This window comes from Cupriavidus sp. SK-4 (assembly GCF_000611125.1).
Taxonomy (GTDB): domain Bacteria; phylum Pseudomonadota; class Gammaproteobacteria; order Burkholderiales; family Burkholderiaceae; genus Cupriavidus; species Cupriavidus necator.
On record NZ_JFJW01000061.1, the window covers coordinates 46,377 to 70,587 of the forward strand.

The 24,211-nt window shown below is 66.4% G+C and carries 18 protein-coding genes; 10 read left to right on the forward strand and 8 right to left on the reverse strand.

Going from position 1 to position 24,211, the window contains the following annotated elements; translation table 11 throughout:
• The first annotated feature begins 108 nt into the window (after nucleotides 1-108).
• Both CF68_RS12565 and CF68_RS12570 read left to right on the forward strand, forming a co-directional pair.
• Nucleotides 109-768 carry an AAA family ATPase gene (locus CF68_RS12565; RefSeq protein ID WP_010811147.1) on the forward strand — a complete coding sequence of 220 codons (660 nt, stop codon included), beginning with the start codon at nucleotides 109-111 and terminating at the stop codon, nucleotides 766-768.
• Between the two features lie 2 nt (nucleotides 769-770).
• Nucleotides 771-1,784: a ParB/RepB/Spo0J family partition protein gene (locus tag CF68_RS12570; protein ID WP_035819162.1), complete on the forward strand. Its 1,014-nt coding sequence runs from the start codon at nucleotides 771-773 to the stop codon at nucleotides 1,782-1,784.
• A 51-nt stretch (nucleotides 1,785-1,835) separates the two neighbouring features.
• Here the strand turns inward: CF68_RS12570 and CF68_RS12575 are convergent, their stop codons facing one another.
• On the reverse strand, nucleotides 1,836-3,407 hold the full coding sequence (locus CF68_RS12575) for a phage integrase family protein (protein ID WP_084187211.1): 1,572 nt from the start codon (nucleotides 3,405-3,407) through the stop codon (nucleotides 1,836-1,838).
• Nucleotides 3,408-3,918: 511 nt separating this feature from the next.
• On the opposite strand from CF68_RS12575, the gene CF68_RS12580 reads away from it, so the two are divergent.
• From CF68_RS12580 to CF68_RS12605, 6 genes are all read left to right on the forward strand, one after another.
• Nucleotides 3,919-4,776, forward strand: coding sequence for a response regulator transcription factor (locus CF68_RS12580; RefSeq protein WP_035819170.1), 858 nt, complete (start codon nucleotides 3,919-3,921; stop codon nucleotides 4,774-4,776).
• A 237-nt stretch (nucleotides 4,777-5,013) separates the two neighbouring features.
• Entirely contained in the window at nucleotides 5,014-5,472 is a 459-nt protein-coding gene (locus CF68_RS12585) for a response regulator transcription factor (protein ID WP_035819173.1), read from the forward strand.
• A 123-nt stretch (nucleotides 5,473-5,595) separates the two neighbouring features.
• A complete protein-coding gene (locus tag CF68_RS12590) occupies nucleotides 5,596-5,910 on the forward strand; it encodes a hypothetical protein (protein WP_010811142.1) in 315 nt (104 codons plus the stop codon).
• A gap of 518 nt (nucleotides 5,911-6,428) precedes the next feature.
• Nucleotides 6,429-7,394 carry a DUF1839 family protein gene (locus CF68_RS12595; protein WP_084187217.1) on the forward strand — a complete coding sequence of 322 codons (966 nt, stop codon included), beginning with the start codon at nucleotides 6,429-6,431 and terminating at the stop codon, nucleotides 7,392-7,394.
• A 509-nt stretch (nucleotides 7,395-7,903) separates the two neighbouring features.
• Nucleotides 7,904-8,626: a Crp/Fnr family transcriptional regulator gene (locus CF68_RS12600; RefSeq protein ID WP_013951734.1), complete on the forward strand. Its 723-nt coding sequence runs from the start codon at nucleotides 7,904-7,906 to the stop codon at nucleotides 8,624-8,626.
• Nucleotides 8,627-8,704: 78 nt separating this feature from the next.
• On the forward strand, nucleotides 8,705-11,140 hold the full coding sequence (locus CF68_RS12605) for a polysaccharide biosynthesis tyrosine autokinase (protein ID WP_035819179.1): 2,436 nt from the start codon (nucleotides 8,705-8,707) through the stop codon (nucleotides 11,138-11,140).
• A gap of 117 nt (nucleotides 11,141-11,257) precedes the next feature.
• Here CF68_RS12605 and CF68_RS12610 read toward each other — a convergent pair whose 3' ends face one another.
• From CF68_RS12610 to CF68_RS12625, 4 genes are all read right to left on the reverse strand, one after another.
• Nucleotides 11,258-12,862 carry a right-handed parallel beta-helix repeat-containing protein gene (locus CF68_RS12610; protein ID WP_235205755.1) on the reverse strand — a complete coding sequence of 535 codons (1,605 nt, stop codon included), beginning with the start codon at nucleotides 12,860-12,862 and terminating at the stop codon, nucleotides 11,258-11,260.
• Between the two features lie 89 nt (nucleotides 12,863-12,951).
• The gene (locus CF68_RS12615; protein WP_035819181.1) at nucleotides 12,952-15,192 is read right to left on the reverse strand and encodes a polysaccharide biosynthesis tyrosine autokinase; all 2,241 of its coding nucleotides are present in this window, start codon (nucleotides 15,190-15,192) and stop codon (nucleotides 12,952-12,954) included.
• On the reverse strand, nucleotides 15,189-15,662 hold the full coding sequence (locus tag CF68_RS12620; RefSeq protein ID WP_035819183.1) for a low molecular weight protein-tyrosine-phosphatase: 474 nt from the start codon (nucleotides 15,660-15,662) through the stop codon (nucleotides 15,189-15,191). Before CF68_RS12620 ends, CF68_RS12615 begins: the two co-directional genes overlap by 4 nt.
• An 11-nt stretch (nucleotides 15,663-15,673) precedes the next feature.
• On the reverse strand, nucleotides 15,674-16,837 hold the full coding sequence (locus tag CF68_RS12625; protein ID WP_035819185.1) for a polysaccharide biosynthesis/export family protein: 1,164 nt from the start codon (nucleotides 16,835-16,837) through the stop codon (nucleotides 15,674-15,676).
• 633 nt (nucleotides 16,838-17,470) lie between these two features.
• On the opposite strand from CF68_RS12625, the gene CF68_RS12630 reads away from it, so the two are divergent.
• Both CF68_RS12630 and CF68_RS12635 read left to right on the forward strand, forming a co-directional pair.
• A complete protein-coding gene (locus CF68_RS12630) occupies nucleotides 17,471-18,724 on the forward strand; it encodes an oligosaccharide flippase family protein (RefSeq protein ID WP_035819187.1) in 1,254 nt (417 codons plus the stop codon).
• A 47-nt stretch (nucleotides 18,725-18,771) separates the two neighbouring features.
• Entirely contained in the window at nucleotides 18,772-19,953 is a 1,182-nt protein-coding gene (locus CF68_RS12635) for a hypothetical protein (protein WP_035819190.1), read from the forward strand.
• Nucleotides 19,954-20,017: 64 nt separating this feature from the next.
• Here CF68_RS12635 and CF68_RS12640 read toward each other — a convergent pair whose 3' ends face one another.
• The 3 genes from CF68_RS12640 to CF68_RS12650 all read right to left on the reverse strand — a co-directional run bounded on the left by CF68_RS12640 (nucleotide 20,018) and on the right by CF68_RS12650 (nucleotide 23,752).
• The gene (locus CF68_RS12640) at nucleotides 20,018-21,103 is read right to left on the reverse strand and encodes an acyltransferase (protein ID WP_235205756.1); all 1,086 of its coding nucleotides are present in this window, start codon (nucleotides 21,101-21,103) and stop codon (nucleotides 20,018-20,020) included.
• Nucleotides 21,104-21,233: 130 nt separating this feature from the next.
• On the reverse strand, nucleotides 21,234-22,547 hold the full coding sequence (locus CF68_RS12645; protein ID WP_035819192.1) for an NAD(P)-binding domain-containing protein: 1,314 nt from the start codon (nucleotides 22,545-22,547) through the stop codon (nucleotides 21,234-21,236).
• Nucleotides 22,544-23,752 carry a carboxylate--amine ligase gene (locus CF68_RS12650; RefSeq protein WP_035819194.1) on the reverse strand — a complete coding sequence of 403 codons (1,209 nt, stop codon included), beginning with the start codon at nucleotides 23,750-23,752 and terminating at the stop codon, nucleotides 22,544-22,546. Before CF68_RS12650 ends, CF68_RS12645 begins: the two co-directional genes overlap by 4 nt.
• Between the last annotated feature and the right edge of the window lie 459 nt (nucleotides 23,753-24,211).

A 24,211-nucleotide genomic window follows, 5' to 3' on the forward strand; every position in this document is an offset into this window, starting at 1 on the left:
ATGACATATTTTTTGTAAATTTGAAAAACGGTTGAAGCATCACCTGGTTTTGGCTACAGTTGCGCCTTAAGAATCAACCGCGCTTTCAGCGCTGAAAGAGAGGTCGCAGTGCCAGCCAAAATCATCACAGTCTTTAACCAGAAAGGCGGTTGCGGCAAGACCACGGTCAGCATGCACCTTGCTGGCACGCTCGGCCTGCGCGGCGCGCGCTCGATGCTGGTCGATATGGACGAGCAAGGCACCGCTACCCGCTGGGCGGCGCAGGCCAGCGACGAGCGGCCTTTCCCGGCTTCGGTGATCGGCCTGGCGCCCTCGGGCGGCGCCATGCACCGTGAGGTCCGCAAATTCGTCCAGGATTATGACTACATCGTCGTGGATTGCCCGCCGGCGGTGCATTCGGCAGCGCCCTCGAGCGCGCTGCTGATTTCCGACCTTGCCATTATTCCGGTGGTGCCTTCGCCTCCCGATTTGTGGGCGGCGGTAGCGGCCAAGACATTGGCGCAACACGCCCAGGTCCAGAACGAGTCCTTGCTGATCCGCGTGATGGCCAATATGGTCCAGCGCCGCGTCTCGATCGCGCGCCAGGCCATTGAAATCCTTGGCGACGACGGCGACGTACCGCTGTTGAATTCGATGATCGGGTCGCGCTCGGCATTCCGGGAATGCCAGGCGATCGGCTGCACCGTGCACGGCGTTGCCGGCGCGCGCGAGGCGGTGCAGGAGGTCGACATGATGGTCGACGAAATACTGTCTTTGATTGAGCACTAGGCATGGCTACCAAACTGAAGAGCCTCAAGGCTGGCATGCTGGCCGGCATGGCGGCCGAGAAGAACCGCAACGAAACGCTGGACCGCTTCGCACGCGCGGAAGCGGCCATTTCCCAGCATCCGAATGGCTTGCTGCAGGGCAGGGGAGCCGATGGCACGCCCGTTTTCAGCGCTGAAAGTCTTGGCGAAGCCGCCGCGGGCCGGCAGCTGATCAGGATTCCGCTGGCGCAACTGCATGACAATCCCCTCAACGCGCGGCGCCTCTACGATCCCGCCGTGGTGCAGGAGCGGGCGGCATCCATCGCCACGCACGGCCAGAAGACGCCCGGCCTGGCCGCGCCCGATCCGGCGCGCCCCGGCCATTACATCCTGATCGACGGTCATTACCGCAAGCGAGCCCTGGCGTCTGCCGGCAAGCTCGAGATGGAATGCTTTGTCGAAAACGACCTGAGCGACCTGGACTTCTACCGGCTGTCGTTCATGCTCAACGAGCAACGCTCGGACCAGTCGGCGCTGGACAATGCGATCGCCTGGCGCCAGCTGCTGGACGAAGGCAAGGTCCAGAAAGAAGAGGAAATCTGCGAGCTGACCGGCATGTCGGCCGGCACCGTGAACAAGACGCTGGCGCTGCTGCGCCTGCCCGAGTCCGTGCTGGGCGTGATGCGCGAGCGCCCGAGCGCGATCGGCATCGCCGCGGGCTATGAGCTGACGCTGTACTGCAAGCTGGCGGGCGAGGAGCGCACGCGCGAACTGGCGGCGCGCATCATCAGTGATGGCCTGTCGAGCCGCGAGGTTGAAGCCATCCGCAAGCATGCGCAGGAAGGCAAGGCGCGCAAGGTCAAGGAAATCAGCCGGCAATACAAGATCCGGACCGACAGCGGCCAGTTGCTCGGCACCATCAAGGAATGGGACTCGGGACGCGTGATGCTGGACGTGCAGCTGAGCGACCGCAGTGCCCGCGAGGCGCTGGTCGAGGCCCTGAAGGCCCGCTTCGGGCTGGACAAGACGCTGCTCTGAGCCGGGCAGGCAAGCCATGGCGCCGCGGCGGCAGCATTGCCGGCGCAGCGCTCAGGCCAGCAGGTCGCGCGGCGAGCGCGCGCCGAACTCCGGATCACAGGTCTTGCGGTAGCGCTCAAGCATGCTGGACAGCAGGGCGTGCAGGCCGCGCACCGAGTAGCCGGCCTGGGGCAATGCCGCCAGCTTGCGCTGCGCGCGCCGGGTCGGCGGCGCGGCGGGGGGGCCGATCAGCGAGGCGCATTCGGTGCCCGCGCCATCCCACTGGAGGTTGCGGTCACGCCAATGCCTGGCCAGTGCATGCTGCGTGGTCAGGCCAAAGCCAGGCGTTCCGAATGGCGCAGCACTTCCCATACCGTGTTCCGGACTCCGCGCAGGCTGCTGCATCGGGGCCAGTGAACGCCGCGTGACCGAGGTCAGCCGGTCCAGGCTGAGCCGGTGTTCCCGCAACAGCAGGATTGCCGCATGGGCCGTCCGGTAGCGCTGGCCATCGCCGTCGCCGCCCCGGCGTTCCAGCCATGACAGGAAGGGGGCCAGGCTGGCCTCGGGAACCTGCAAGGCGTCCGGCCGCGCCGCCGCTGTTGCCGCCGATGCTTCGGTGCCGTCCGGGATCTGAGCTGGCCAGAGCGCTGCGCTTGGGTACCCGTTGCCATGCATCCAGCGGAAGAGGGCGGCCACCACCCGCATGCTGTGCCGCACGCTTGCCGGACTGAGCGGGCCCGTGAACGGACGCCATCCGGCCAGGTGGCGCGGTGCCCGCGGTCCACACCAGCGGCTGACAGGTTCGGGCTGCGCCAGGAAGCCCAGGTAGGCCCGGCGGTCGTCCAGATCAAGCTGGGACAGGCCCTTGCGCCGCTCCAGCGCTGCCCAGAGCAGCAGGCGCTCCGCCTCCTTGCGGTAGGCCGAGAACGTGCTGCCGCTGTCGCCTGCGGCATCGCGCAGCCAGGCCTGGACCACGTCGAGGCCCTGACTGTACGGGCAGCTGGCGCCAGGGTCCAATGCGGGCGACACCGTCATCCATTCCAGCGGCAACGGCTGGCGCATCCCTGGCCCAAGCGCGCCTTTCTCGAGCAAAGTGCGGTTGCCGACGTGCGCGCCCAGCAGCGGCTTGCCGTCCGGGTCCCGGAAGGCAGCGCGGTTCTCGCTGAGCCAGCGGTTGACGGCGGCGCCGGCAAGCGCGCCAATGCGCGGGACGGCCCGCCACCAGGCGCTGCCGCGCTGGTTCGCAAGCTCAAAAAGAGTATTAAGCGTCACAATTTCAGCCTTGCGCAAGCGCCGCGCCAAGGCTGGTGCAAACCACAACTCCACGCCATGCTGGGGGCGCGGCGCCGCCGTACCCAACCGTTCGAGCTCGGCCAGCGCGTCCACGCGGCGGTCCATGCCGCGGTTGGAGCGGCCAGGGCCGGCCAGCAGCAGTTCGGCGAGGTCGGCCCGCCCGTGCAGGTGCGCGAGCTGGACCATCCGGTCGCGCAGGGCAAGCAGGGTCCGTAGCGCAGACTCGGCCCCGGCATCGTCATCATCGGCTTCGTCGGCCAGGTAGCGGGGCACCACCATGGCCGCCGGCATGCCCTGGACATAGGCGCGCACCGCCGCAAACTCGCTGCGGGTGAGGCTGACCGTCATCATTCCAGGAATCATGGGCACGTATGCGCTGAATGGCTAACTTCTTGATTTATAAGGCACTTGAAGCGAGCGAGAATTCATCCGGCCCGAAATGCATAGCGAAATGCAATGCCGATAATTTTATGCGTGTTTTCACTGGAAAGTCATCCCCGCTGGCCTTGTGCGATCCGTATGCTGGCGTCAGGCAGTGCTCGGGGAAACCCCGCCGCAGCGCACCATCACCTTGCATTCGCCCTACGCGTTTCATATGCTGCAGGTCAGGAGTTATAAATACTTAGATCAGACTTCAGTCGAATCTAAGACTCTTTCTACATAAGCGTCTTAACACGCAAAACGGGGCGATCCGGTATCTCCACGGGAAGGACGGACCTGCAGCCAGACGGGAAGGCTGCCAGGCGGTCTGGAGCGATGGCGGATCGTATGGAACTGCAACCGCAAGATAGCGGAGCATTTCCGACAAGCAAGCGCGGATTGTCGCAGGGTCCGTACTTGCCGCAATAATAAGAGAGCGGCCATGGCCACCATCCTCTTGATCGAGCCTCACCCCCTCCTGCGCCTGGGTCTGCGCCATCTGCTGGCCCAAGCACATATTCCTGGTGACCTGATCGATATCGATCCCCTCGCCCCAGTCGATTCAGATTTGTGGCTGTACGATGCCGACCTGCTGATCTATGGCTTGCCTGCCGATCACGCCGGCGGCTGGGCCATGCTGGACGAACTGTGCCAGCGGCTACGCCCGCAGCGCGTGCTGGTCCTCAGCGATCAGGCGGCGCCATCGCTGCCGGGTGCGGGCTTGCCTGAGCCGGTGCGCGGCTGCGTGGCCAAGAGCTGCAGCGCGGATGCGCTCGATGCCGCGGTGCGCCTGGTGCTGGCCGGCGGCGAGTGCTTCCCGGCGCGTGCCCAGGGCAGCCACGCCTGGCAACCGGAACTCGATGCCGGCCCTGCCCCGCTGGCAAGCAGCGCAGGGCAGGGCGAGGCCCGGGTCGTGGCGCTGCGCGCTGGCATCGGCGAGGCCGTGCTCGACCATGCGGTGCCCGCGCCCCAGCGCCATTTCCAGGCGCATGCGACATACCACGAAACCCCGTCGGCCGGCGCGCACCTGCTGAACATCACCGAGCGCCAGTACGAAGTGCTAGCGCTGCTGGCGCGGGGCTATCCCATCAAGACGGTCAGCCGCATGCTGAATATCTCGGTGGCCACCGCGAAGACGCATGCCTGCACGCTGTACCAGCGCCTGCACGTGCGCAACAAGGGCGAAGCCGTCTACGTTGCCCTGCAGAAGGGCGCCACGCTCAACTGGGCCGGGCCCGCCACGCCCGCCAATCCGGTGACCCGGGTGCCGGCGCCTGACCCCACCTGCCAGGCTGCGTGAGGGGTGGCGGCGCGGCTCTCAAGGGCCGCGCCTCATCCTTCTGGCGAGCGGCTCTCGGCCAAAAGCATGAGGCAGCGGCGGCGGCGGCTTGCTACCTTGTGATGAAAGGCATCTGCAGACACTTTTGCCGGCGGCCGGCGCTGCCCTGATGCCCTGCAAGGCGGGCCGCTCCGCGGCCCGGATCCCGACCGGGTGGCAAGCGCATCTGCGGCCCGGGCCCGCTGCCAGACCGAGTCAATGCCGACCTACCTCATCGCCAGCAATGAAATGATGTGCCGTGTCCTGGCGCGTCGCCTGAACGCACTGGACGTGCCGCAGCCGATCACGTGGCGCACGCCGCAGTGGCTGCATGAATCGGCGTGCGCATCGACGCAGGCTTCGTCATCGGAGCCATCGCCGGACCCGGCCGATATTGCGCTGATCGATTGCAGCGCGCTGGAGGGCGACCCGCGTGCGTTGCTGGACCAGCTGCAGGCACGCCTGGCGCCACGGCGCTGGCTGGTGCTGTCCGATCGCCTCGATGCCTCGCTGATGCTGCATGCCGCGCTGCTCGGTGCCAGCGGGTGTCTCGCGCTGCCGGCGCCGCTCGAACTGGTCTGCGCTGCCACCGCGCTGGTGTGGGCCGGCGGCCAGTGCTTTCCGCGCATGGCACTGTCGCTGACGGGCGCCAACGGGACCACCGCCTCCCTCCTTTGAGCGAGCAGGCCTACATCCACCGGAGGAGTGCGCATTGCACCCGATTACCTATGCTTGATTCGCCCGGAGGCAGAAGCCAGCCCAATTTGCAGGCAGGCCGCCCCGGGGAAGTAAGGGGGTCATATGGAGGCCGGACTGGAATTCCTCGTCGTTCGCGGCTTTGCTGTGCGCGAAGGCAGAGGCAAGTGGGCGTGCTGCTTCGAGATCAGGCTGGCTGCCAGCCTGGACCATGGTTGCCACGCGGGTGCCAATGAGGGCAGCGATGAGCCGCTGCTCTACCGCGGCGAACTGCACGGGCGTCAGTTTGACTGCGAGCTGGCCGCCGCCGACGCGGCCCGCGCGGCCGGCGAGCGCGAAGCGCGGCTGCGTGTGGAAAGCCTGAGGGCGCTGATCATTGCCCAGCATCGGCATCGCGTGCCGCCGCCACTCGTAGCCTGAACCTGCAGGCATCAAGCGAGCATCATGCACAGTGGCACCCGGCGGCCTCGCCGGGTGCCACTGTGCTTTTGTCGTTCCCTTCGTGATCGAGCAGCTTGCCTGCGAGCCAAAAAAGAAGCCCGCCGACCGGGGGACCATGCGGGCTTTGAAGGCGTGCGGGCCATACTGCCCGCCCACACGTCTCCTTGACGATAACCAATCAGCTCGCGCTCCTCCATCAACCAGAAGCACCATGCGTGCATATTTGCGGCTGAGTGCCCTGAACCGCCTGAACCCTTTGCCTGTTTGTGCGCCGTCCAACAGACTGGCCTGAACCGCGCGCGCCAAGATCGCCATCACGGCCAATGGCAGCAAGTATCTGGCTCGGGTTCAGGGGGAGACGGAAAAATGACTGGTGTCAGCGCTCGGCCTGCCGTATCGCACGTCAGGCACGCGCGCGGGCCCGGCATGGGCCATCCGTACCCGCTCATGAAACGGCATGGCAGGTGCGGAGGTCACTAGTGCACGGCGACACCAGGATGCGTGGACGGGGCGGACCGGGATTGCGCGGCGGCAATCCGGTGTGGTCGCACGTCAACTGCCATATCGACCTTTGGATCGAACTGCTGCACGGGCTGGACCTGCCGCCAGTCGCGGCACTGGCCTGCGCGGTGCGGCAGGATTTCGAGGCCGACCACTTCACGCAGTGCCGCTTTCCGGATGCCGACCTGGAGCGGCTGTACGGCCTCACCGTGCACGCGCTGACGTTCTACGACTCGCTCGAGTCGCACGTGGCGGCACAGACCTCGCGCGGCCATATCGTCGTGATGGAGCTGGACAGCAGCCAGCTACCGCCACCCCGCGGCGCCGGCTACCTGCGCCATTGCACGCCCACCTGCATTGCCATCGATGTGTTGATCCCCGAGGCCGGCGCGGTCGGCTACTACCACTCCGACGGCTACCACACCGCGACCGGCGAGGACTACGCCGCCATCATTCGCCTGGCACCGGGCGTGCGCAGTGCCGAGGCGCTGCCCTTCATGCATGCCGACGTGGTCCGCCGCAACGGGCACCCGCACGCTGCCGAGACGCTGCTCGAGGCCTCGCTGGCATTGCTGCGCTTTCACCTGGGCAACCGTCCGCGCGAGAACCCCGTCACCCTGTTTCGCGCGGTATTTCCCCAGCATCTGGAGCGGCTGATGGCGCGCGGCGAACCGGGCTTTCACCACTACGCGTCGGGCGTGCTGCGCCAGCTCGGCGCCAATTTCGAGCTGCTGGCGCGCTACCTGCGCTGGCTGGTGATGCACGGGCAGGAGGTGCCCGAGAAGGCGGCGCAAGCCTGCTACACCATGGCCTCGGAGGCGATGGTGATGCAGTTCCGCCTGATGCGCGCGGTCATCAGCCGCAAACCGGACCGTTGCGAAGACTGCCTGGACCAGCTCGAAGCCTCATACCTGGCCAGCGTGCCGTTGCTGGCCGCGCATTTCGGCGAGTTCACGCCATGAGCCGGCAGTTCCTGCATGCAGCGGGCAGCCCGTGGCTGGCGTGCCGCCTCCGGCGCGTGGCACAGAACCGGTTCGATCCGGCGTCGGGGGCAACCCGGTGCATCCGCCTTTTGCACGATAGCCCTGGTCTCATGCCGACAGCGGAGGGCATGCCATGCATCCAGCCTTGCGTGCCTGCCGTGGCTGATTAGCCCGTAACCGCTTCCAGCCGCCGTGCTGCCTCGCCTTGTTGGCGGGCGGCGGGCATCGCAGCCGCCGCGGCGCATGGCGCCCTTGTCCGCGCCCGCTTCACTCTCGCCTTTCCGTCCAACCTCCCGATGGATGACCGTTTCCCAGCCGTTCGCCTACTGTCGGAGCGCGCTGCCATGACGCTAAATAGAGGCACTGGCTTGCAAAGAGCGCCGCACCTGGGTCGGCGGCGTAGCCAGCCGGTTCTCGGACAGCAGTCGTGCCGAGCCAGGCCGGCAGAGCGTTGTTCCCGGACACGGGATTGGACAGGGGGTACGAAAATGATTACGCATCGATCGGATCTGCATGTCAATCACCTGCTCAGCGCGCTGCCGCGCGGCGAGTGGGAGACGCTGGCGCAGCACTTCGAGCTGGTCCGTCTGCGCGCCGGCGAACTCCTGACTGATTCCGGCCAGCGCATCGTCCACGTCTATTTCCCGACCACCGCGGTGGTGTCGCTGCTATCGCTGCTGGAGGACGGCGCGACGGTCGAGATCGCCGCGGTCGGCAACGAAGGGCTGGTCGGCATCCCGGTGGTCACCGGCGGCGACACCATGCCCAGCCGGGTGGAAGTGCGCAGCCCCGGAATGGCCTATCGCATTCCCGCGCGCCTGCTGCGCGGCGAACTGCCGCGCCTGCCCACGCTGCAGCGCGTGACGCTGCTGTACGTGCAGGCCATGCTCACGCAGATCGCACAGACCGCGGCCTGCAACCGCCACCACTCCCTGAACAAGCAACTGTGCCGCTGGCTGCTGCTTGCCATCGACCGCCTCAGCTCCAACGAGCTGGTGATCACCCAGCAGGTCATCGCCAACATGCTCGGCGTGCGCCGCGAAGGCGTGACCGAAGCGGCCGGCAAGCTGGAAGACCTGGGCCTGATCCACCACAGCCGCGGTCATATCACCGTGCTTGACCGCTGCGGGCTGGAGAAGCATTCGTGCGAGTGCTACAAGCTGGTCAAGCGCGAGTATGACCGCCTGCTGCCCGCGCTGGCCAGCGCCTGAGCGGCACGCTCCGGCGCGCGTGGCCTGCGAGGCGCGGCGTGCATACGCCGCGCCGATCCCATTTGAGGAGCCGTACTCGTGAGCAGACTGTCATATGCCGGTGGACCGGCTGAGAGCGCCACCCCGCGCCGTGATGCCCAGCCGGGCACCACGCAGGCGCGCGCGCTGATGGACCACCTCGGCTGGATCGCCGCGGCTGGCGTGGCCGGTGCGGCCGCAGGCTTACTGGTGGCGCTGTCCGAGCCGCCGCAGTATCGCGTGCAGGCGCTGGTGCAGGTAGAGGGGCGCGATGGCGGCATGCGCAGCGTCACGCAGACGCAGGGCCAGGCGGTCTTCGACGCGGGCCTGCTCAAGAGCCGCGCCGTGGTCGGTCCGGTGGTGGAACGGCTGCGGCTCGATATCACCGCGCAGCCGCTGCGTGCGCCGCTGGTGGGCGCGCTGGTGCAGCGCTTTTCCACACCCGGCCAGCCGCGCGGCACCTGGCCCGCCAGCCTGGGCTATGCCTGGGGGGGCGAGCGCCTGGTGATCGCCAGCATGACCGTGCCCGAGGCGCTGGTAGACCAGCCGCTCACCTTCGAGGTGCGCCGCGAGGGCCGCTACCGCCTGATGCAGCAGGACACCTTGCTGCTGGAAGGGCGGGCCGGCGAGACTGCGATGGCCAACGGCATTGTGCTGCGCGTGGACAAGATCGAGGCCGCGCCCGGTACGCGCTTCCAGCTCACGCGGCACGACCTGGCCCGCACCGCCGAGTCCGTGCGCCGCGGGCTCACGGTGGAAAGCGAACGCACCGAAACCCCGGCGAGCCTGGGCGGCGCGGCCGACCCCCTGGCCGCGCCGGGCGGCACCGTACGCGTGAGCTGGCAATACCCGGACCGCCAGCTTGCCGCCCAACTCGTCAACGGGGTCACGCGCGCCTATATCGACGGCCAGACCGACAAGCGGCGCCAGGACGCGGCCGGCACGCTCGCGTTCCTGTCGGGCGAGTTGCCGCGCGTGCAGAGAGAGCTCACGCGCGCCGAGGAGGCGCTCACGCGCTACCGCGCGCGCACGGGTTCGCTGCAGCCAAGCCGCGACGCGCAGTCGTTCCTGAGCAACAGCATGGAGTACCAGCGCCAGATCGCTGCGCTCAGGCTTGAGCGCACGCGGCTGCTGCAGCGCTTCACGCCCGAGGCCAACGAGGTCCGCACCGTCGACAGCCAGATCCAGCAGATGACTCGCGAGCGCGCGGAGATCGACGCGCGCATGCAGACCTTGTCGGCCACCGAGCGCGAATCGGTGGCGCTCACGCGTGATGTCAAGGTGGCCGAGGACATGTACATGTCCTTGCGCAGCAAGGTCGAGCAGCTGTCGCTGATGCTGTCCGACAGCTCCACCCAGATGCGCGTGGTCGATGCCGCGATCGCGCCGGTCACACCGGTCGGTCTCGGCGCGTGGCCGTTCGCCTCCGCCGGCGCCTTGCTCGGCCTGTGCCTGGGCGTGGCCGCGGTCAACCTGCGCCAGCGCATGCGCCCGTCGGTGGCCAGCGCCGCCGATGCGGAACAGCGCCTGGGCATGGCCATGCTGGGCGATATCGCCTTCAGCAACGAGCAGACCGAGCTGGAACGGTTGGTCGACGCCAAGCGCCGCCTGGGCATCGCCTCCGGCTTTGTGCTGCCGCCCAATGTGCGCCTGGGCTGGCCCGAGTCCGTCACCAGCGTGATCGACGCCGCCACGGCCGCCGCGCCCGAGGACGAACGCGCGCGCGCCGAACGGCTGCTGCGCCAGGGCCTGCACGACCAGTTCCTGCTGGCGCGGCGCGCCCCGCATTCGCTTGCCGTGGAAGGCCTGCGCACGCTGCGGGCGGCGCTGCATTTCGCGTTGCGCGATGCACCCAACTGCGTGGTCGCGGTGACCAGCCCCGCCGCCGGCGCCGGCAAGACCTTCGCGGCGGTCAACCTGGCGGTGCTGTTCGCCGAAGCCGGCCAGCGCGTGCTGCTGGTCGACGCCGACCTGCGCCGCGGCCGCGTGGCGGACTGGTTCGACCTGCCTGCCGAGCCCGGGCTGGCAGAAGTGCTTGCGGGCCGCAGTGCGATCGCCGACGCGGTCAAGCCGAGCGTGGTCAACGGCCTGTTCCTGCTCAGTCGCGGCGCGGTGCCGGCCAATCCGTCCGAGCTGCTGATGCTGCCCGCGCTGGCGGAATCCCTGCGGCTGTGCGCGGGCCGCTTCGACCTGGTGCTGGTGGACACGCCGCCTGTGATGGCGGTGGCCGATGCCACGCTGGTGGCCAACCTGGCCGGTTCCACGCTGGTGGTGGTGCGCGCCGATGTCACGGCGACGGCGCAGGTCGACGAAACCCTCAAGCGCCTGGCGCATGCCAATGCGCGGCTGGCCGGTGGCATTCTCAACGGCGTCATGCCCCGGCGCAGCAACCGGGCGGACTTCAATACTATCAATCCCTATCTGGGCATGCCCCTGCCGCCGCCACAGCTCAGGCATCCGGCACTGGCAAAGTCAGAAGCGCCCAGGCAATCCTGAGCGGCAGGACGCTGGCCGTACCCATTTCTGCGGGCAACCCGTCAGGGTCCTGCCGCAGGAGTGGGCGGCGGCGGCCGCGATGAAGTGCGAGTCAAGGCACCAGGCCGCACGAGGCCGCTATTGCGCAAACAGGATATGGGCGCCAACGATGTTGTTTGCAGCATCGGCCCCGGCGCCAACCTTGATGGTGTAGTTGCCACCGGTCAGGTCCGTCGTGATCGAGTTGTTCATGAACGTGGATGCCTTGATGATGCCGACCACCGATCTGGAGCCGAAGTTCTTGTGCGGATAGGAAAGCTTATTGCCTGAGAAGCTGGCAACCCCGGCCCTGATATTGGGAAAATCGTCCCGGTAGTCAGGCCCGTGCGTGCTGATGAAGGTGTTGTTCTCGATCACGACGCTTGCCCCCGCATCGGCCGCCTGAAGCCCGACGCCACTGCTCCTGATGGTGTTTCCCCTGACGATCGTATTCACGGTCTTCATGTCGCCAATGCCTTCCGAGAAAGAGGGATAAACACCGCCGTCGATGGTATCGATGTGATTGTTTTCAATGACGGATCCGGGCGCTGACAGGATGATCACATAAGGATGCTTGTTCCCGGCCCGGCCGACGAACTCCGAATTGCGGATGGTGACGTTTTCGGTGTTCCGGCCATTGTCGCCGCCGACGAACTGCGAGCCCTTGTTATTCACGAAGCGGCAGGCATCGAAGACCATGTCTCCGGTTCTCGCCGTCACGCCGTCAGCCGGCGTTCCGTCTGGCTCGATATCCACCCCGGCCGCGGGCGCGTGGCTAGGGTAGGCCCCGTCGGTCAGACCCGTGTTGCGGAATGAGGAGTTGGTGATCCGGAAGGATCTTGCCTGCATGATGCTCATGCCCTGACGGGCATTGTTGTAAGAATCCACCGCGTGGATGGTGCCATTGAGATCGGCGTTGAAGTCGCCGCCGATGAACAGGCCATCGCAGGCAAAGTGGTGGATCTTCAGGTGGCTGAGCTCGTAGTTGGAACTCGCGTTCGTCTGGATGCCATAGGAAGGCGTTTCACTCAGGGGCTTGCCATTCGGCGAGGGTGGCCGCGACAGCTTGTCGACGTTTCCGTTGAGCTCCAGGCCCGAGATCCTGAAGTTGCTGGCGTTCCTGATCTCGAACCCGAGCTGGTGCCTGGCCGAATACCATGATCGACCAGAGAAGTGGTCGTTGGTGATGGTGAAGTTCCCTTTGAAGGAAACAACCGACCCGGTGCAGCCGATCAGGCTGAAATTGCTGGCTTTCAGCAGCCGGATATTCTGGTTGTGGTTCGCCCAGGGACCGCGGGTGACGGCGTAGCGATCGATGTAGTAGGTGCCCTTGGGGAAATATACGATCTGCCGCCTGGCAAATCGTTGATTGGAAATATCTGCGGCCATCATCTGGAACGCCAGATACTCATCCGTGGCGCCATCTCCCCTGGCGCCGTAGGAGGTGATGGACCTCACGGTGGCGCCGGGATAGGCCTGTTTCTCGGCGGTCAGGAGCGGGCAGGGATCCGGGCGTCCGGAGGGCTTGGTCTGCGCGTAGCTCGGAAGCAGCAGGAACGAAGAACAGGCGACTGCGGAGACGGACGGCCAGAGGTGCTTCGATTTGTTGCGCTGGTGCGGAGCAGACATCATGTCCCCCTGAATGAACGCTGGCTGTGGTTGGGTCAGCGTCGGCCCGAGGTCAGCATCGGTGTCGTGGATCATGCCGCTGGTTTGCTCCCCTCTCCCGCACGCAGGAGAGGGAGCACACCAACGGTTGTCCGAAGCCCGTAGCACTTGCCGGCTGACCTTCCTCAGGCCCGCTTTGGCGGCTTCGCGCTGTACTCGCCGAGGTAGCGGTACTTGCCGAAGTAGTAGTGGGCCCGGTACCAGCGCCCCTCGATGCGCAGGCCGTTGAGCAGCACACCCTTGACGTCCGCCCCGCTCTGCCGCAGGGCCCGATAGGATGCCTGCAATTCGTTCACCGTGGTCTTCTCGGCGAGCGCCACCAGGAAGACTGCCGCTGCCTTGCCCGCCAGGATACCGGCGTCGGTGGCGGCCAGGATCGGCGGGGTGTCGATCAGGACCAGGTCGTAGCGCTTGGTGAGCGTGTCGAGCAAGGTCTCCATGGCGGGGCTGAGCAGGACATCCGCCGCATGCGGCGGCTCGCTCCCGGTCGAAATAAAGTCCAGGCCAGGCGCGACCTCTCTTTGCACGACCTGTTCGAACGGCGCGCCCAGCAGCAGTTCGGTGAGCCCGGGCGTGCGCTGGGCGCCAAAGCGGCGATGCAGCGATCCGCGCCGCAGGTCGGCGTCAATCAGCACCACGCGCCGGCCGCTGGCGGCGATCACCGAGAAGTTCGCGCAGATAAACGACTTGCCGACGCCGGGCGCGGGGCCCGTGATGACCACGGTCCGGTTCTTGTTGCCGGCCAGCGCGAACTGCAGGGCGGTGCGGAAACTGCGCAGCGTCTCCACCGCGGGATCGTCCGGCTGCTCGCGTACCAGCAAGCCGCCACCGTTTGCGGCGTCCTGCGTCTGCGCCTCCTGCGGGGCGAAGGGAATCGTGGTGTAGACCACCAGGCCGGTCCTGCGCTCGATCTCGTCCGCGTCGGCGACGCCGCCGTTGAAAGCGTGGCGCAGCACTACCGCCGCCAAGCCGGCGATCAGGCTGAGCACGACCGCCAGCGTGGCAATCACCTCGCGGTTCGGGCGGATCGGGCCGATCGGCACTTCCGCCGCGTCGACCAGGCGCGAGTTGCCCACCTTGCTGGCCTTCATCAGCCTGAGCTGCTGCACGTCGTTGAGCAGGGACTGCAGCATCTCGGTGCTGACCTTCACGTCGCGCATCAGGCGCAGCACGTTCTGCTCGACGTCAGGCAGCTTCTGGATGCGGCCCGCCAGGCCATTGATCTGGGCGTTGACGCTGGCGATCTGGGCGTCAATCAGGGAAATGACAGGATGGTTGGGCATGAAGCGCGCGTCCAGTTCCTGCCGCTTCTGCCGAAGCTCCTGCAGCTTGGTCTGGAGCTGGACCGACTGGTTCAGCATCAGCTTGGATTCCTCGGGCAGGTCAACCGTGCCGCGCTGGTTGCGCATGGCGTTGTAGCGGTTCTCGGAGGTCTCGACCTGCTGCTTGAGCTGAGGCATCTGCTGTTCCAGGAAGGCCAGCGACTTCTCCGCTTCGGCCGCCTTGCGCAGCACGTTCTGCTCGACATAGGCGTTGCCGATCTCGTTGAGCGTGGCCGCCACCATCGCAGGGTTGTCGCCTTCCAGCGAGATGCCGATCACGCCGCTTTGCCTGCCGCGCTCGGTGATCACGAGCCTGCCCTGCAAGCGTTCGATGGCGGTGCTGCGTGGCAGCCGGCGCAGCTCGAACCTGACGCCGGGCCGTGCGTCGAGCTCGCTGACCACCAGGCGGACGGCGCCGGCCGGCGTAGCGATCGACAGGGGCGCGCCGACCTTGCCGCTGGCCTTGACGTCGCCGCCATTGAGCGACACCGAATAGCCGCCGTTGCCGGTTGCGGTCAGGTCGATCCTGCGGTCTTCCATCGACGCCGGCACGTCCAGCTCCTTGACCGCAATCGATTCGCTGCCCCAGGCATAGCCGCCCCAGCCGAACAGGCCCGGGTTGGACAGTTCCCGCTTGAGGTGCGCGATGGTCTGCCCGATCAACGGAAAGTAGCGCGGGTGCGCCTCGACATCCAGATGCAGGGATGCCACGGCCTTGCCCACCACCATGCGCGAACGCAGCAGTTCCATTTCCGCAGTAGCCGCCGGCTTGATGTCCAGTATCGGCGAGATCGACGTGGACAGCTTGCTTGCACTGCCGCCCAGCGGGCCATTGCTTTCCTCCACCTGGACCACGATGTCGGTGCGGTAGACCGGCGACGCGACCATGGCGTAGAGCAGGCCCAGCGTGACGACGAAGATGGCGGTGCCGAGGAACGTCCAGCGGTAGCGGACCAGAATGTCGAGGTAGGCGGTCAGGTCGACAGACTTGTCCTGGTCTGCGGCTTCCTCGATCGCGTCATCTCGGTTGGTTATGGTTCTCATGTCGCCTCCCTGTGGCTGTCAATCGACGCAATGGCGTGTTCCTGTTCCAGTTGCGACGACCAGGACAAGATTCCCTGCTTGATCATCTCCAGGACAATGCTGAACATCTGCTGCGAACTGCCGTACGGGTCGGGCACGTCGAGATCCATGCCTTCGCAAAGCCTGAACGTCTTGCCGCGCGACTGCGGGAAGCGCTGTTCGAGCGCTTCCCGCTGGAGGCTCTCCATGACCAGCACCAGGTCGGCGGATTCGACCAGGACACTATCGACGGCGCGCGCCCGGTGGCCGGCGAGGTCGCAGCCCTCGTGGGCCAGCAAGCGCACGGCGCGCGGATCGGCCGCGGCGCCGACAGGCGGCGCGAGTCCGGCCGAGGTCACATCGAAACCGGGCAGGGCGCGGTTGAGCAGCACTGCCGCCATCGGGCTGCGGCAGACATTGCCGAGGCAGACGACAAGAATGGTTCTTGGCATGCCTGTTTCACTCACTTGATCCCTGCCGCAGTGCCGACCAGCGACGTCGACGGCAGCAGCAGGCTCATCACGCGGCTCCAGCGAACCAGGTCGCGGGCGTCGACATAGACCACGTCCTTCGGCTCCAGCTCAAAGCCTTCGGCAATGGCCAGTGCCGCCGGCGAGGTGCCGTCCAGGTGGAACACCGAGGGTTCGCCGTTGGGTGCCTTGCGGATGACGAAGATCTGCTCCGCGTTGGCCGTGCCCGGATTCACGCCGCCGGCGTCACCCAGCGCCTCGTTCAGCGTCATGCGGCCATTGCGCATCAGCAGTGATGTCGGTTTCGCCACTTCGCCGGTCACGAAGATCTTGTTGTCCTCGCGCTGTTCCACACGCACGATGTCACCGGAGCGCAGCATGATGCGGGCCGGATCCTTGCCCCTGGCCAGCAGGGCCGGGATATTGACGTACCAGCTGCGTTCGCCGCGCGTCACGCGTATGCGGCTGTTGTCGCCGGTCAGGTTCAGCACGCCGCCGGCGCGGTTGAGCGCTTCGACCAGCGTCATCGGCGCATCGTCGATGGCGAGCATGCCGGGCGTGCGCACTTCGCCGTCGACATAGACGCGCTGGCTGCGGAAGCCCAGCACGCGCACGGTCATCTGTGGATTGCGCACCACGCGGGAGAGGATGCGGGCGGTTTCGTCGCGCACCTGGTTGGCGGTCTTGCCCGCCACCTTGAGCGAGCCGGCATAGGGAAACTGGATGTCTCCCTGCGCGCTCACCACGTAGCCGGGCAGGTTGGAGCCGCCGGTCGAGGCGGGGATTTCGAAGCTCGCGCCGGGGCTATAGGTCTGGGTCGGGAAGACCAGTTCCGGGTGGTCCCACACCACCACTGAAATGATGTCGCCCGGGCCGATCCGGTAAGGCTGCGCAGGGGCGTACAGCTCTTCGACGCCCTCGTTGGCGGGCTTGATCTTGTGGCGCAGTTCGCGCACGAGATCGAGCGTGATCGGCGTCACGGTGGTGGTTGCGTTGGGCCCGACCGCCTTGACCGGTGCGTTGCTGTCGAAAACCATGCCGGGGGAGGCGGCGCATGCCGTCAGCAGCGCGGCGGCCAGGACAGGCAGCAGCGACGCCGCAGGGCGGCGCTGCGGCTGGTTGGGGCGCTCGATGGCACAGCTGTAGATTGATCTCACGGCGATCTCCTCGCGAAGCGGGCAGGCAACCAGGCCGGTACTTCACCCACGATGCATTGATCGTAGGAATGCCGGCTGAAAGTCTCGGTGCGCTGACACACATTGCAAGCGAGAGCCCGCCGACCACGGCACAGATGGAGGCTCCCCTCCTCCATCGGGAGGAGACGGCCATCTGGACGATGGTGCCGCCCCGGCCAGGCTGTAGTCTGCGGGAACACACAGCCGGCAGGGCCGCATGTCTGGTCAGCGAATGGAGCATAGGCCATGTCCATGGGGGCAGCCCCCGGCGGGGCGCCCCGCAGTGTGCGGGGGACAACAGTGAGCGCAGTTGCTGGGGGGCAGAATATTTAGAATCGGTGCAAGCGCCCGGCCAACCGGGCGGCAGCGCCAGGCGTAGCCGCGGCAACGGAGGTTCCGTGCCGGGAGGCGTCATCAGAACGAAGCGGATGCGGTCCTGGCAAGGCGCGCGGCCCCGGACAGCGACAGTTGTACGGCAGGACCGCGCAGCGAAGCCAGCGTGTTTTTGATTAGGGGTTCCAACGAAGACCGGCAAGACTGGCAGGTGCGCGCGCGGCACATCCGGCGGCCCGGCCGGCAACGACATTTCCGATCTTCTTTCCGGAGAGACCTGGCATGCGTATGCAGATCGCCCGCAATGTATTCTGGCTGGTCTTCGAGCGTGGCCTGCAGGTGGTGTTCGGTATCGTGAGCGTGGCCATGATCGCACGCGCCGTCGGTCCCGAAGGCTTTGCCGAATTCCAGTACGCTCAGTCGCTGGTGCTGATTGCATCGGCGGTCGCGCTGATTTGTGGCAATGAAGTGGTCATCCCGCGCCTGGTTGCGGACCAGGCGCCGGCCGCGCAGCACCGGCTGCTGGCCCATGTCTTCGGCCTGCGCGAGATTGCCGCCGTGGCGGGCTACCTGCTGCTCGTGGTGGTCGTGGCAATGACGGAAGACGATCAGGTCATTGTTGTGATCGTCTTTATCACCGGCATCCCGATGCTGTTCCGCGAACCCTTCGGCGCGGTCCGGACCTGGCTGCAGGCGCGTACCGACAGCCGCCCTGCCGTGATCTTCAGCATGGTCGGCCTCGCCTTCCGGATGATTGCGGTCTCCGCGCTCTACCTGGCAGGCACCGACTCAGCGCCGGTCTTTGCCTGGGTGGTGGCGGTGGAGTCCTTGTTGTTTGCCGTGCTGCACGCCCGCTACTACCGCAAGCGCAGCCCCCGCGTGGCGGTCGAACTTGACTGGTCCCTTGCCAGGAAGCTGTTGCGCGACGGCACGGTGTTCTGGGCGAGCATGATCCTGATGCTCTGCGCCAAGCGCATCGATCAACTCCTGCTCAAGCCGCACATCTCCCTGTTCGAGCTTGGCGGCTATGCCGCCTCCATGCAGGTGCTGGACAACTTCATGATGCTCAGCGCGATCGTCGCGAGCTCGGTGGCGCCGTTGATGATCTACGCGCAGCCGACCCTGGCGCTGGTACGGCGCAATGTGCTGTACGTCGTCGCCGGCATGGTCTTGATGGGGACCGCGGGAGGCGCAGTGCTGGCCTACTGCGCGCCCTGGGTCATCGCCCTGATCTATGGCGATCACTATGAGGCCGCGGCCAGCCTGCTGCGGCTTTCCGCGATGGCATCCGGGCTGGTGTTCGCCGATGCGGCGCTGTCGCTGCTGGTGATCTACCTGCGCAAGCCGAACTGGCTGGTTGAGAAATGGCTGCTGGTGCTGGGCACCATGGTCCTGGTGGATCTGATCGCGATCCCGAGCCACGGTGCCCTGGGTGCCGTCTATGGCTATCTCGCAGGCAATGCGGTGGCGGTGATTGCCGGCATCGGCTTCTTCTTCCGCTCCCGCGAGCCGATCGCGATGGAGCAGGCGGTGTGACCGGCTGGCGCGTCTGAGGCGGCCAGCTCTTGCTTGGGGCTTCGACCATGGAATACGCATCTTCCGCGTGGCATGTCATCAGCGCGACGCTTGTGCTGCTGCTGGGCGCACCCGTGGCGGCGAGCATGAGCCGCAAGTTCGGCACCCGGCCGAAATGGGGGCTCTTTCTCTATATCTGGCACACCATCTTCTGCATCTTCTACGCCAAGCTGGCGCTGGAGAACGGCGGCGACGCAGCGGACTACTTCGAGGCATCGCTGGCGCCGTCACCGGAGTTTGGCATCGGCACGCGCGGCGTGAGCTACTTCACGCATATCTTTTCGATCTACCTCGGCTTCTCGTACGTGGGGGTGTTTTTTGTCTTCAACATCTTCGGGACGATCGGCCTGCTGGCGTTCGACGCGGTGCTGCGCACGGTGACCCAGGACAGGAGCCGGTTCCTGCGCAGGCTGGCCGTGGTGATCGTGCTGCTGCCGTCGATCAGCTTCTGGAGCGCCGCCATCGGCAAGGATTCGGTCGCCTTCATGGCCACCAGCCTTGTGCTGTGGGCAAGCATGTCGATGCCGCGCCGCAGCTGGCTCATGATCCTCGCCATCGCCTGCATGTTCCTGGTGCGGCCGCACATCGCGGCGGTCATGATCCTGTCGCTTGCTGCCTCGATGGTGTTCTCGGCGAAGGTCCCCTGGAAGTGGCGGGCCGCGCTGGTCAGCGTGGCATTGGCCGCCTCCGCGGCCATCGTGCCGTTCACCATCCAGTACGCCGGCCTGGAGATGCCGGCGGATGGCGAATCCATCGAGACCTACGTCGAAAAGCGCCAGGGCTACAACCAGCATGGCGGGGGCGGCATCGACATCGCCAGCATGTCGCTGCCGATGCAGCTCTTCACCTATGTCTTCCGGCCCTTGCCGCACGAGGCGAACGGCATCTTCGGCCTGGCGGCATCGCTGGACAACGTGGTGCTGCTGCTGCTTGCGGTGCTCGGTGTCTGGGGGATGATTCGCCGGCGGGGCGACCGTGTGGTGCTGAGGAACGCGGTGTTTCTCTGGATCTACTGCGCCGGCACCTGGCTGATCCTGGCGCCGATGACGGCGAACCTGGGCATCTCCGTGCGGCAGAAGTGGATGTTCGTGCCGATGCTGGTCTGCCTGCTGATCTGCAATGTCAGGGAAAGGCAGGTCACGCGCCGGGCTTCGGCCACCAAGTACCAGCCGCTCGGGTCCAGCCGCTGATCCTCTGCCCCGTGCGCGGCTGCCTTGCTGACCTGAGCCGGCTGCGTATTCCCGGCCCCGCGGGTCAGGGGGTGGTGGCCAATGCCTTTACTGGCTTTGCCTTGGCACCAAAGCGGCGGTTGATGTAGGCCCGCATCGGCTTCTCGACGACGAAATGCAGCAGGATGGCCATGACGATCGTCAGCGTCAGCAGCAACGCAGCCTGCGCTATTCCCGGCAGGGCGGCAAGGCTCTCCACCTTGCCCCGCGCGAAGGCGAACATATATTGCGGAATGCGCTGCACGATGTAAATGCAGTAGGAGACCTCGCCGAGAAACACCAGGCTGCGCAGCGAAAACACGCGCGAAAGTGCATCCCGTTCGTAGGAGAGGAAGAACACCAGACCGGCTGCGCCGGCGACGAACAGGACATCCAGCCCCAGTCCCACGCCGAGCACGCAGACACCCAGCGACAGCATGCCGCCACCGGCGAAGCCGTCGTGGCGCGGCATCGCTTCGCGCAGCCGGCACAGCAGCACCCCCAGCAGGAATTCCGGTACCAGCCGAGCCACGCCGCCGCTCAGCGACAGGTGTTCGGGCGAGGTGGCTTCCACTGCCGCGAGCGCCGCCAGGGCCAGGCAGCCGGCCACGGCGATGCGGGTCTTGTTCAGGCGTGGCGCCGCCAGCAGGAACAGCGGGAAGAAGACATAGGCGAACCATTCGGCGCTGACTGACCAGCCGACGTCATTCCACCCGCTCGGCCCCGCGTATTGCCACGCGCCCAGCATCAGCGCTTCCGGTATGAAGCTGGACAAGGTATAGCCACCCGTGCCAACGTTGTGCGTATGCAGCGCCAGGTCGCGGGCGATCACGGCAAGCGCGAAGGCGAGCAGGCAGACGAGGTAGACCGGGTAGATGCGGGCGATCCGCGCCACGATGAACTTCTTCCACTGCAGCTGCTCCCCCGGCGCCGGATCGTAGTTGTAGGCGAGGATGAAGCCGCTCAGGATAAAGAAGCCGTCGACGCCCAGGTAGCCATGATCGAAGAACGTGCTGGTGAAGCCGATGTTGAAGAACATGGCTTCCGGTTCGTAGACATGGAAATAGTGCCTGCACAATACCCATAAGGCCAGGAATAGCCGCAGGCTGGTGAGTGGCTTGAATTGCTGCATCGATCACTCCCGTTTCTGTCAATGCCGAAGCCGGCTGGTGGCCGGTATAGATGTGGGCCTGCGCCTGTTGCTTCGGTCACCGCCATACGCCGGCCTCGGCTGGCGATGGACCGCTTGCAGGCGCAGGGTGCTATTCGACGGGGCTTTTCGCTTCCTGGAAAGCCGCCGGCGGGTGCGATAACGCGCCGGTGCGGTTCTCGGCCAGGGACTGCGGCACGGCGGGCGCATCGAAGGCACGGCTGCCGCCCTCCGCGGCGTGGCATCGGCTGATATGCCGCGCAATGCAGGGCGCGGCATACTTGGCGCCATAGACAAAGCGCAGTACCGGCCCGAAGCTCAGCGCCGCCGCCGGTCCGGTGATGTAGAGCCCCGGCATGGCGGATTCGAAGTTGCGCGACACGTCGGACCAGCCATCGACGAGCGACAGCGCACTGACGATTTCCGGCGACAGGAAGGCATGCCTGGCCATGTCGACCTTGAACCCGGTGGCGGCAACGACGTGGTCGCCGGTGATGGTTGCCGGTCCGTTCTCGCCGCTCACCTCCAGCACCGCCTCGTGGTTGCGGATCGCGACGTGCCGGACCGTGGTGTTCATCCGGAGCTCGATCTTGCCGGCCACCCGGTCACGCAGCCACCACGCCCCGGAGGGGCCGAACGAGGACTCGGCGATGCGCTTGCGCGTTCGCTGCCCGACACCCCGGAACAGATACGGGAACTCCGACAGGACGTAGGGATACCAGCCCTGGGCCAGCCCGCCCTCGGGACGCAGCATCCGCGACAGCAGGCTGCGTCCGACCTCCGGATCATCGTTCCAGGAAATGATGTCGCCCCGGACCAGCACCCGGACATGTGCGCCCAGTTCGTTGAACAGTGCCGCCAGGCCAAGGGCTGACTGCCCGCCGCCGACGATGACGATGCGCTTGCCCCGGGCCCACGCCAGGTTGCCGATCTCGCCGGAGTGCAGCACATGCGGCCTGGGCAGTCCCTGCAGCACTGTCGGCGTCTGCTCGAAGCCCTTGAGCCCGAGGGCGATCACCGCGCGCCGTGCGACCAGCGCGCTCCCGTCGCTCAGTGACAGGCGGAAGCTGCCGTCCTGCCGGCGCAGGTCGGTAACTTCCACCGTACGAACGTGGCTGACGAGCTGCGACTGGAACCAAAGCCCGTACTCGACAAACCGTTCAAGCGGCAGGCGCATGCCGATGGGGGCATAGGGCAGGTGCATGAGGCGGCAGTAGTCTTCCAGCCGGTGGCCGGCATGGGGCGCGTACAGGTCGGAGGCGAAGGCCTCCGATCGCATCAGCATCCCGGGCGGCATGAAATTGCGCCAGGCAAGCATGGGTTCCCCGAGCACCTGGTGGGGCACGCCGGCGTCGCTGAGGTGGGCCGAGATCGACAGTCCATACGGGCCAGCCCCGATAATTGCAGTGTCTGTGGTCGAGATCATTGCTGTTCCTGTTGGACCTGGTCGCGGCGCGTGGAAGGAAACCAGCCATTCCACCGCAGCAGGAAGCGGTCGAGCGGCAGGCTCAGGCAGTAGTGATGGATGGCAGGCAGCGGGTCATCCCAACGGAAATAACCGTCGAACGTGCGCACGCCGTGCGGCATCAGGCTGCGCGGCGCGGAACGGAGGAACGTCGCGCGCCAGACCGCGCCGCCGGGCGGGTCCGTGGCCGCTGGCAGGTCGGGCAGGCCCAGTTCATGCCGGTAGGCCGCCAGCGGGATATTGACCCCGCACAGCGTGGCGACTTCCTCCTGCCAGTCGATCCGTCCGACAGTCGGCTCGATCATCACGAAGCGCCGGTGGATCTCGTCCCACTTGTACTCCATGCTGCCCATGCCGTAGAAGCCGGCGCATGCGGCGAAAGCCAGCGTGATCCGCTCCAGTTCCTCGCTGGCTTCGGGGGCGGCAACGCAGACCGCGGTGCTGCCGACTTCCGGCGGCCAGCAGGCGAGCTTCCTGCCCGTGAACACCGCCGCAGCCTTGCCATCCATGCCGCGGTAGAAGAGCGTGAAATGGATATTGCTCTGCGGGCCTTCGATCCATTCCTGCGCCACGATGCCGCCGGGGGTGCGCAGCATGGCGCGGGCGTGGGCTTGCCCCTCGTCAAGCGATTGCACGCGGACTGCGCGCTCCTTGTCCCCGTTCAGGGCCTGGCGCTTGTCGTCGGGCTTGATCACGGCGGGATAGCGCAGGCCGGATAGCAGGGGCACGTCGAGTTGCCCGTTCATGATGACCGTGCGCGGCACCGGGAAGCCGTTCTCTTCGGCAAAGCAGTGGAAGGCCGATTTGCTGCTGAGCATCCGCACGCCTTGCGCCGGCGGCATGCAGAACCGGAACCATTCCGAAAGCTCATCCCGGTTTTCCGAGACGCTGTGCACGGCATCCTCGTCGGTCAGGAACAGGACGGGCCGCTGGCCCAGACGCCGCGCCAGCGCAATCAGGTCTTCGGTGAATTCGCGCCCGACAAGACTGCGAATGATGTGTCGGCGCGCATGACGGGACCAGGCCGCCGGCGTGGCGTGCCTGGTGTCTGCCAGGAGGACGGGAATCCCCTTGCCCGACAATGACCGCACTAGTCCAAGCCCGCCGAGTTCGCCGCCGACGACTACCGCGGCGGTTGTCTCTGCCGGATCCAGCGTGCTTTTCATCATGATTTCCGGAAAGTGTTAGGCGCTGCACTGAGGCCGGAAGGGGCCAGAAAAGGGCAGGGAGGGGGTGCCTGACGAGGTCCGCTCGGCCTGCCCGGCCGACAAATGCAATCTAGATCGATGCACATGGCTTATCCGTACGAGGACACACACACCGTTTGAAACAGCCGGCACGGTCCTGCCGTCCTGCCGTCCTGCCGTCCTGTCGACACGGGTGCCGGCAATGCGCACCGGGTCTGCACTGGCAAGCTACCTCGACGCAAACGGGTGATCCGTACGGGGGCACACACACGCGGGCTGTTCCAACCCTTGCGCACGGCAGCCGGTGCCACCACAGACCTGCTACCTACCGAAGGATGATTGCGGCTCCGCCCTAAGGCTAATGTCGGCGCGTTGCATCCCGGCGCCAAATACCAGGAGCCATTGCACCCGATCGCCGGGGAGGAAGACATGTCCTGT

Coding starts and splice junctions, on each gene's coding strand:
- CF68_RS12570 (WP_035819162.1), top strand. CDS start 771: ATGGCTACCAAACTGAAGAGCCTCAAGGCTGGCATGCTGGCCGGCATG.
- CF68_RS12575 (WP_084187211.1), bottom strand. CDS start 3,407: ATGATGACGGTCAGCCTCACCCGCAGCGAGTTTGCGGCGGTGCGCGCC.
- CF68_RS12580 (WP_035819170.1), top strand. CDS start 3,919: ATGGCCACCATCCTCTTGATCGAGCCTCACCCCCTCCTGCGCCTGGGT.
- CF68_RS12585 (WP_035819173.1), top strand. CDS start 5,014: ATGCCGACCTACCTCATCGCCAGCAATGAAATGATGTGCCGTGTCCTG.
- CF68_RS12590 (WP_010811142.1), top strand. CDS start 5,596: ATGGAGGCCGGACTGGAATTCCTCGTCGTTCGCGGCTTTGCTGTGCGC.
- CF68_RS12595 (WP_084187217.1), top strand. CDS start 6,429: ATGCGTGGACGGGGCGGACCGGGATTGCGCGGCGGCAATCCGGTGTGG.
- CF68_RS12600 (WP_013951734.1), top strand. CDS start 7,904: ATGATTACGCATCGATCGGATCTGCATGTCAATCACCTGCTCAGCGCG.
- CF68_RS12610 (WP_235205755.1), bottom strand. CDS start 12,862: ATGATCCACGACACCGATGCTGACCTCGGGCCGACGCTGACCCAACCA.
- CF68_RS12615 (WP_035819181.1), bottom strand. CDS start 15,192: ATGAGAACCATAACCAACCGAGATGACGCGATCGAGGAAGCCGCAGAC.
- CF68_RS12620 (WP_035819183.1), bottom strand. CDS start 15,662: ATGCCAAGAACCATTCTTGTCGTCTGCCTCGGCAATGTCTGCCGCAGC.
- CF68_RS12630 (WP_035819187.1), top strand. CDS start 17,471: ATGCGTATGCAGATCGCCCGCAATGTATTCTGGCTGGTCTTCGAGCGT.
- CF68_RS12635 (WP_035819190.1), top strand. CDS start 18,772: ATGGAATACGCATCTTCCGCGTGGCATGTCATCAGCGCGACGCTTGTG.
- CF68_RS12640 (WP_235205756.1), bottom strand. CDS start 21,103: ATGCAGCAATTCAAGCCACTCACCAGCCTGCGGCTATTCCTGGCCTTA.
- CF68_RS12645 (WP_035819192.1), bottom strand. CDS start 22,547: ATGATCTCGACCACAGACACTGCAATTATCGGGGCTGGCCCGTATGGA.
- CF68_RS12650 (WP_035819194.1), bottom strand. CDS start 23,752: ATGAAAAGCACGCTGGATCCGGCAGAGACAACCGCCGCGGTAGTCGTC.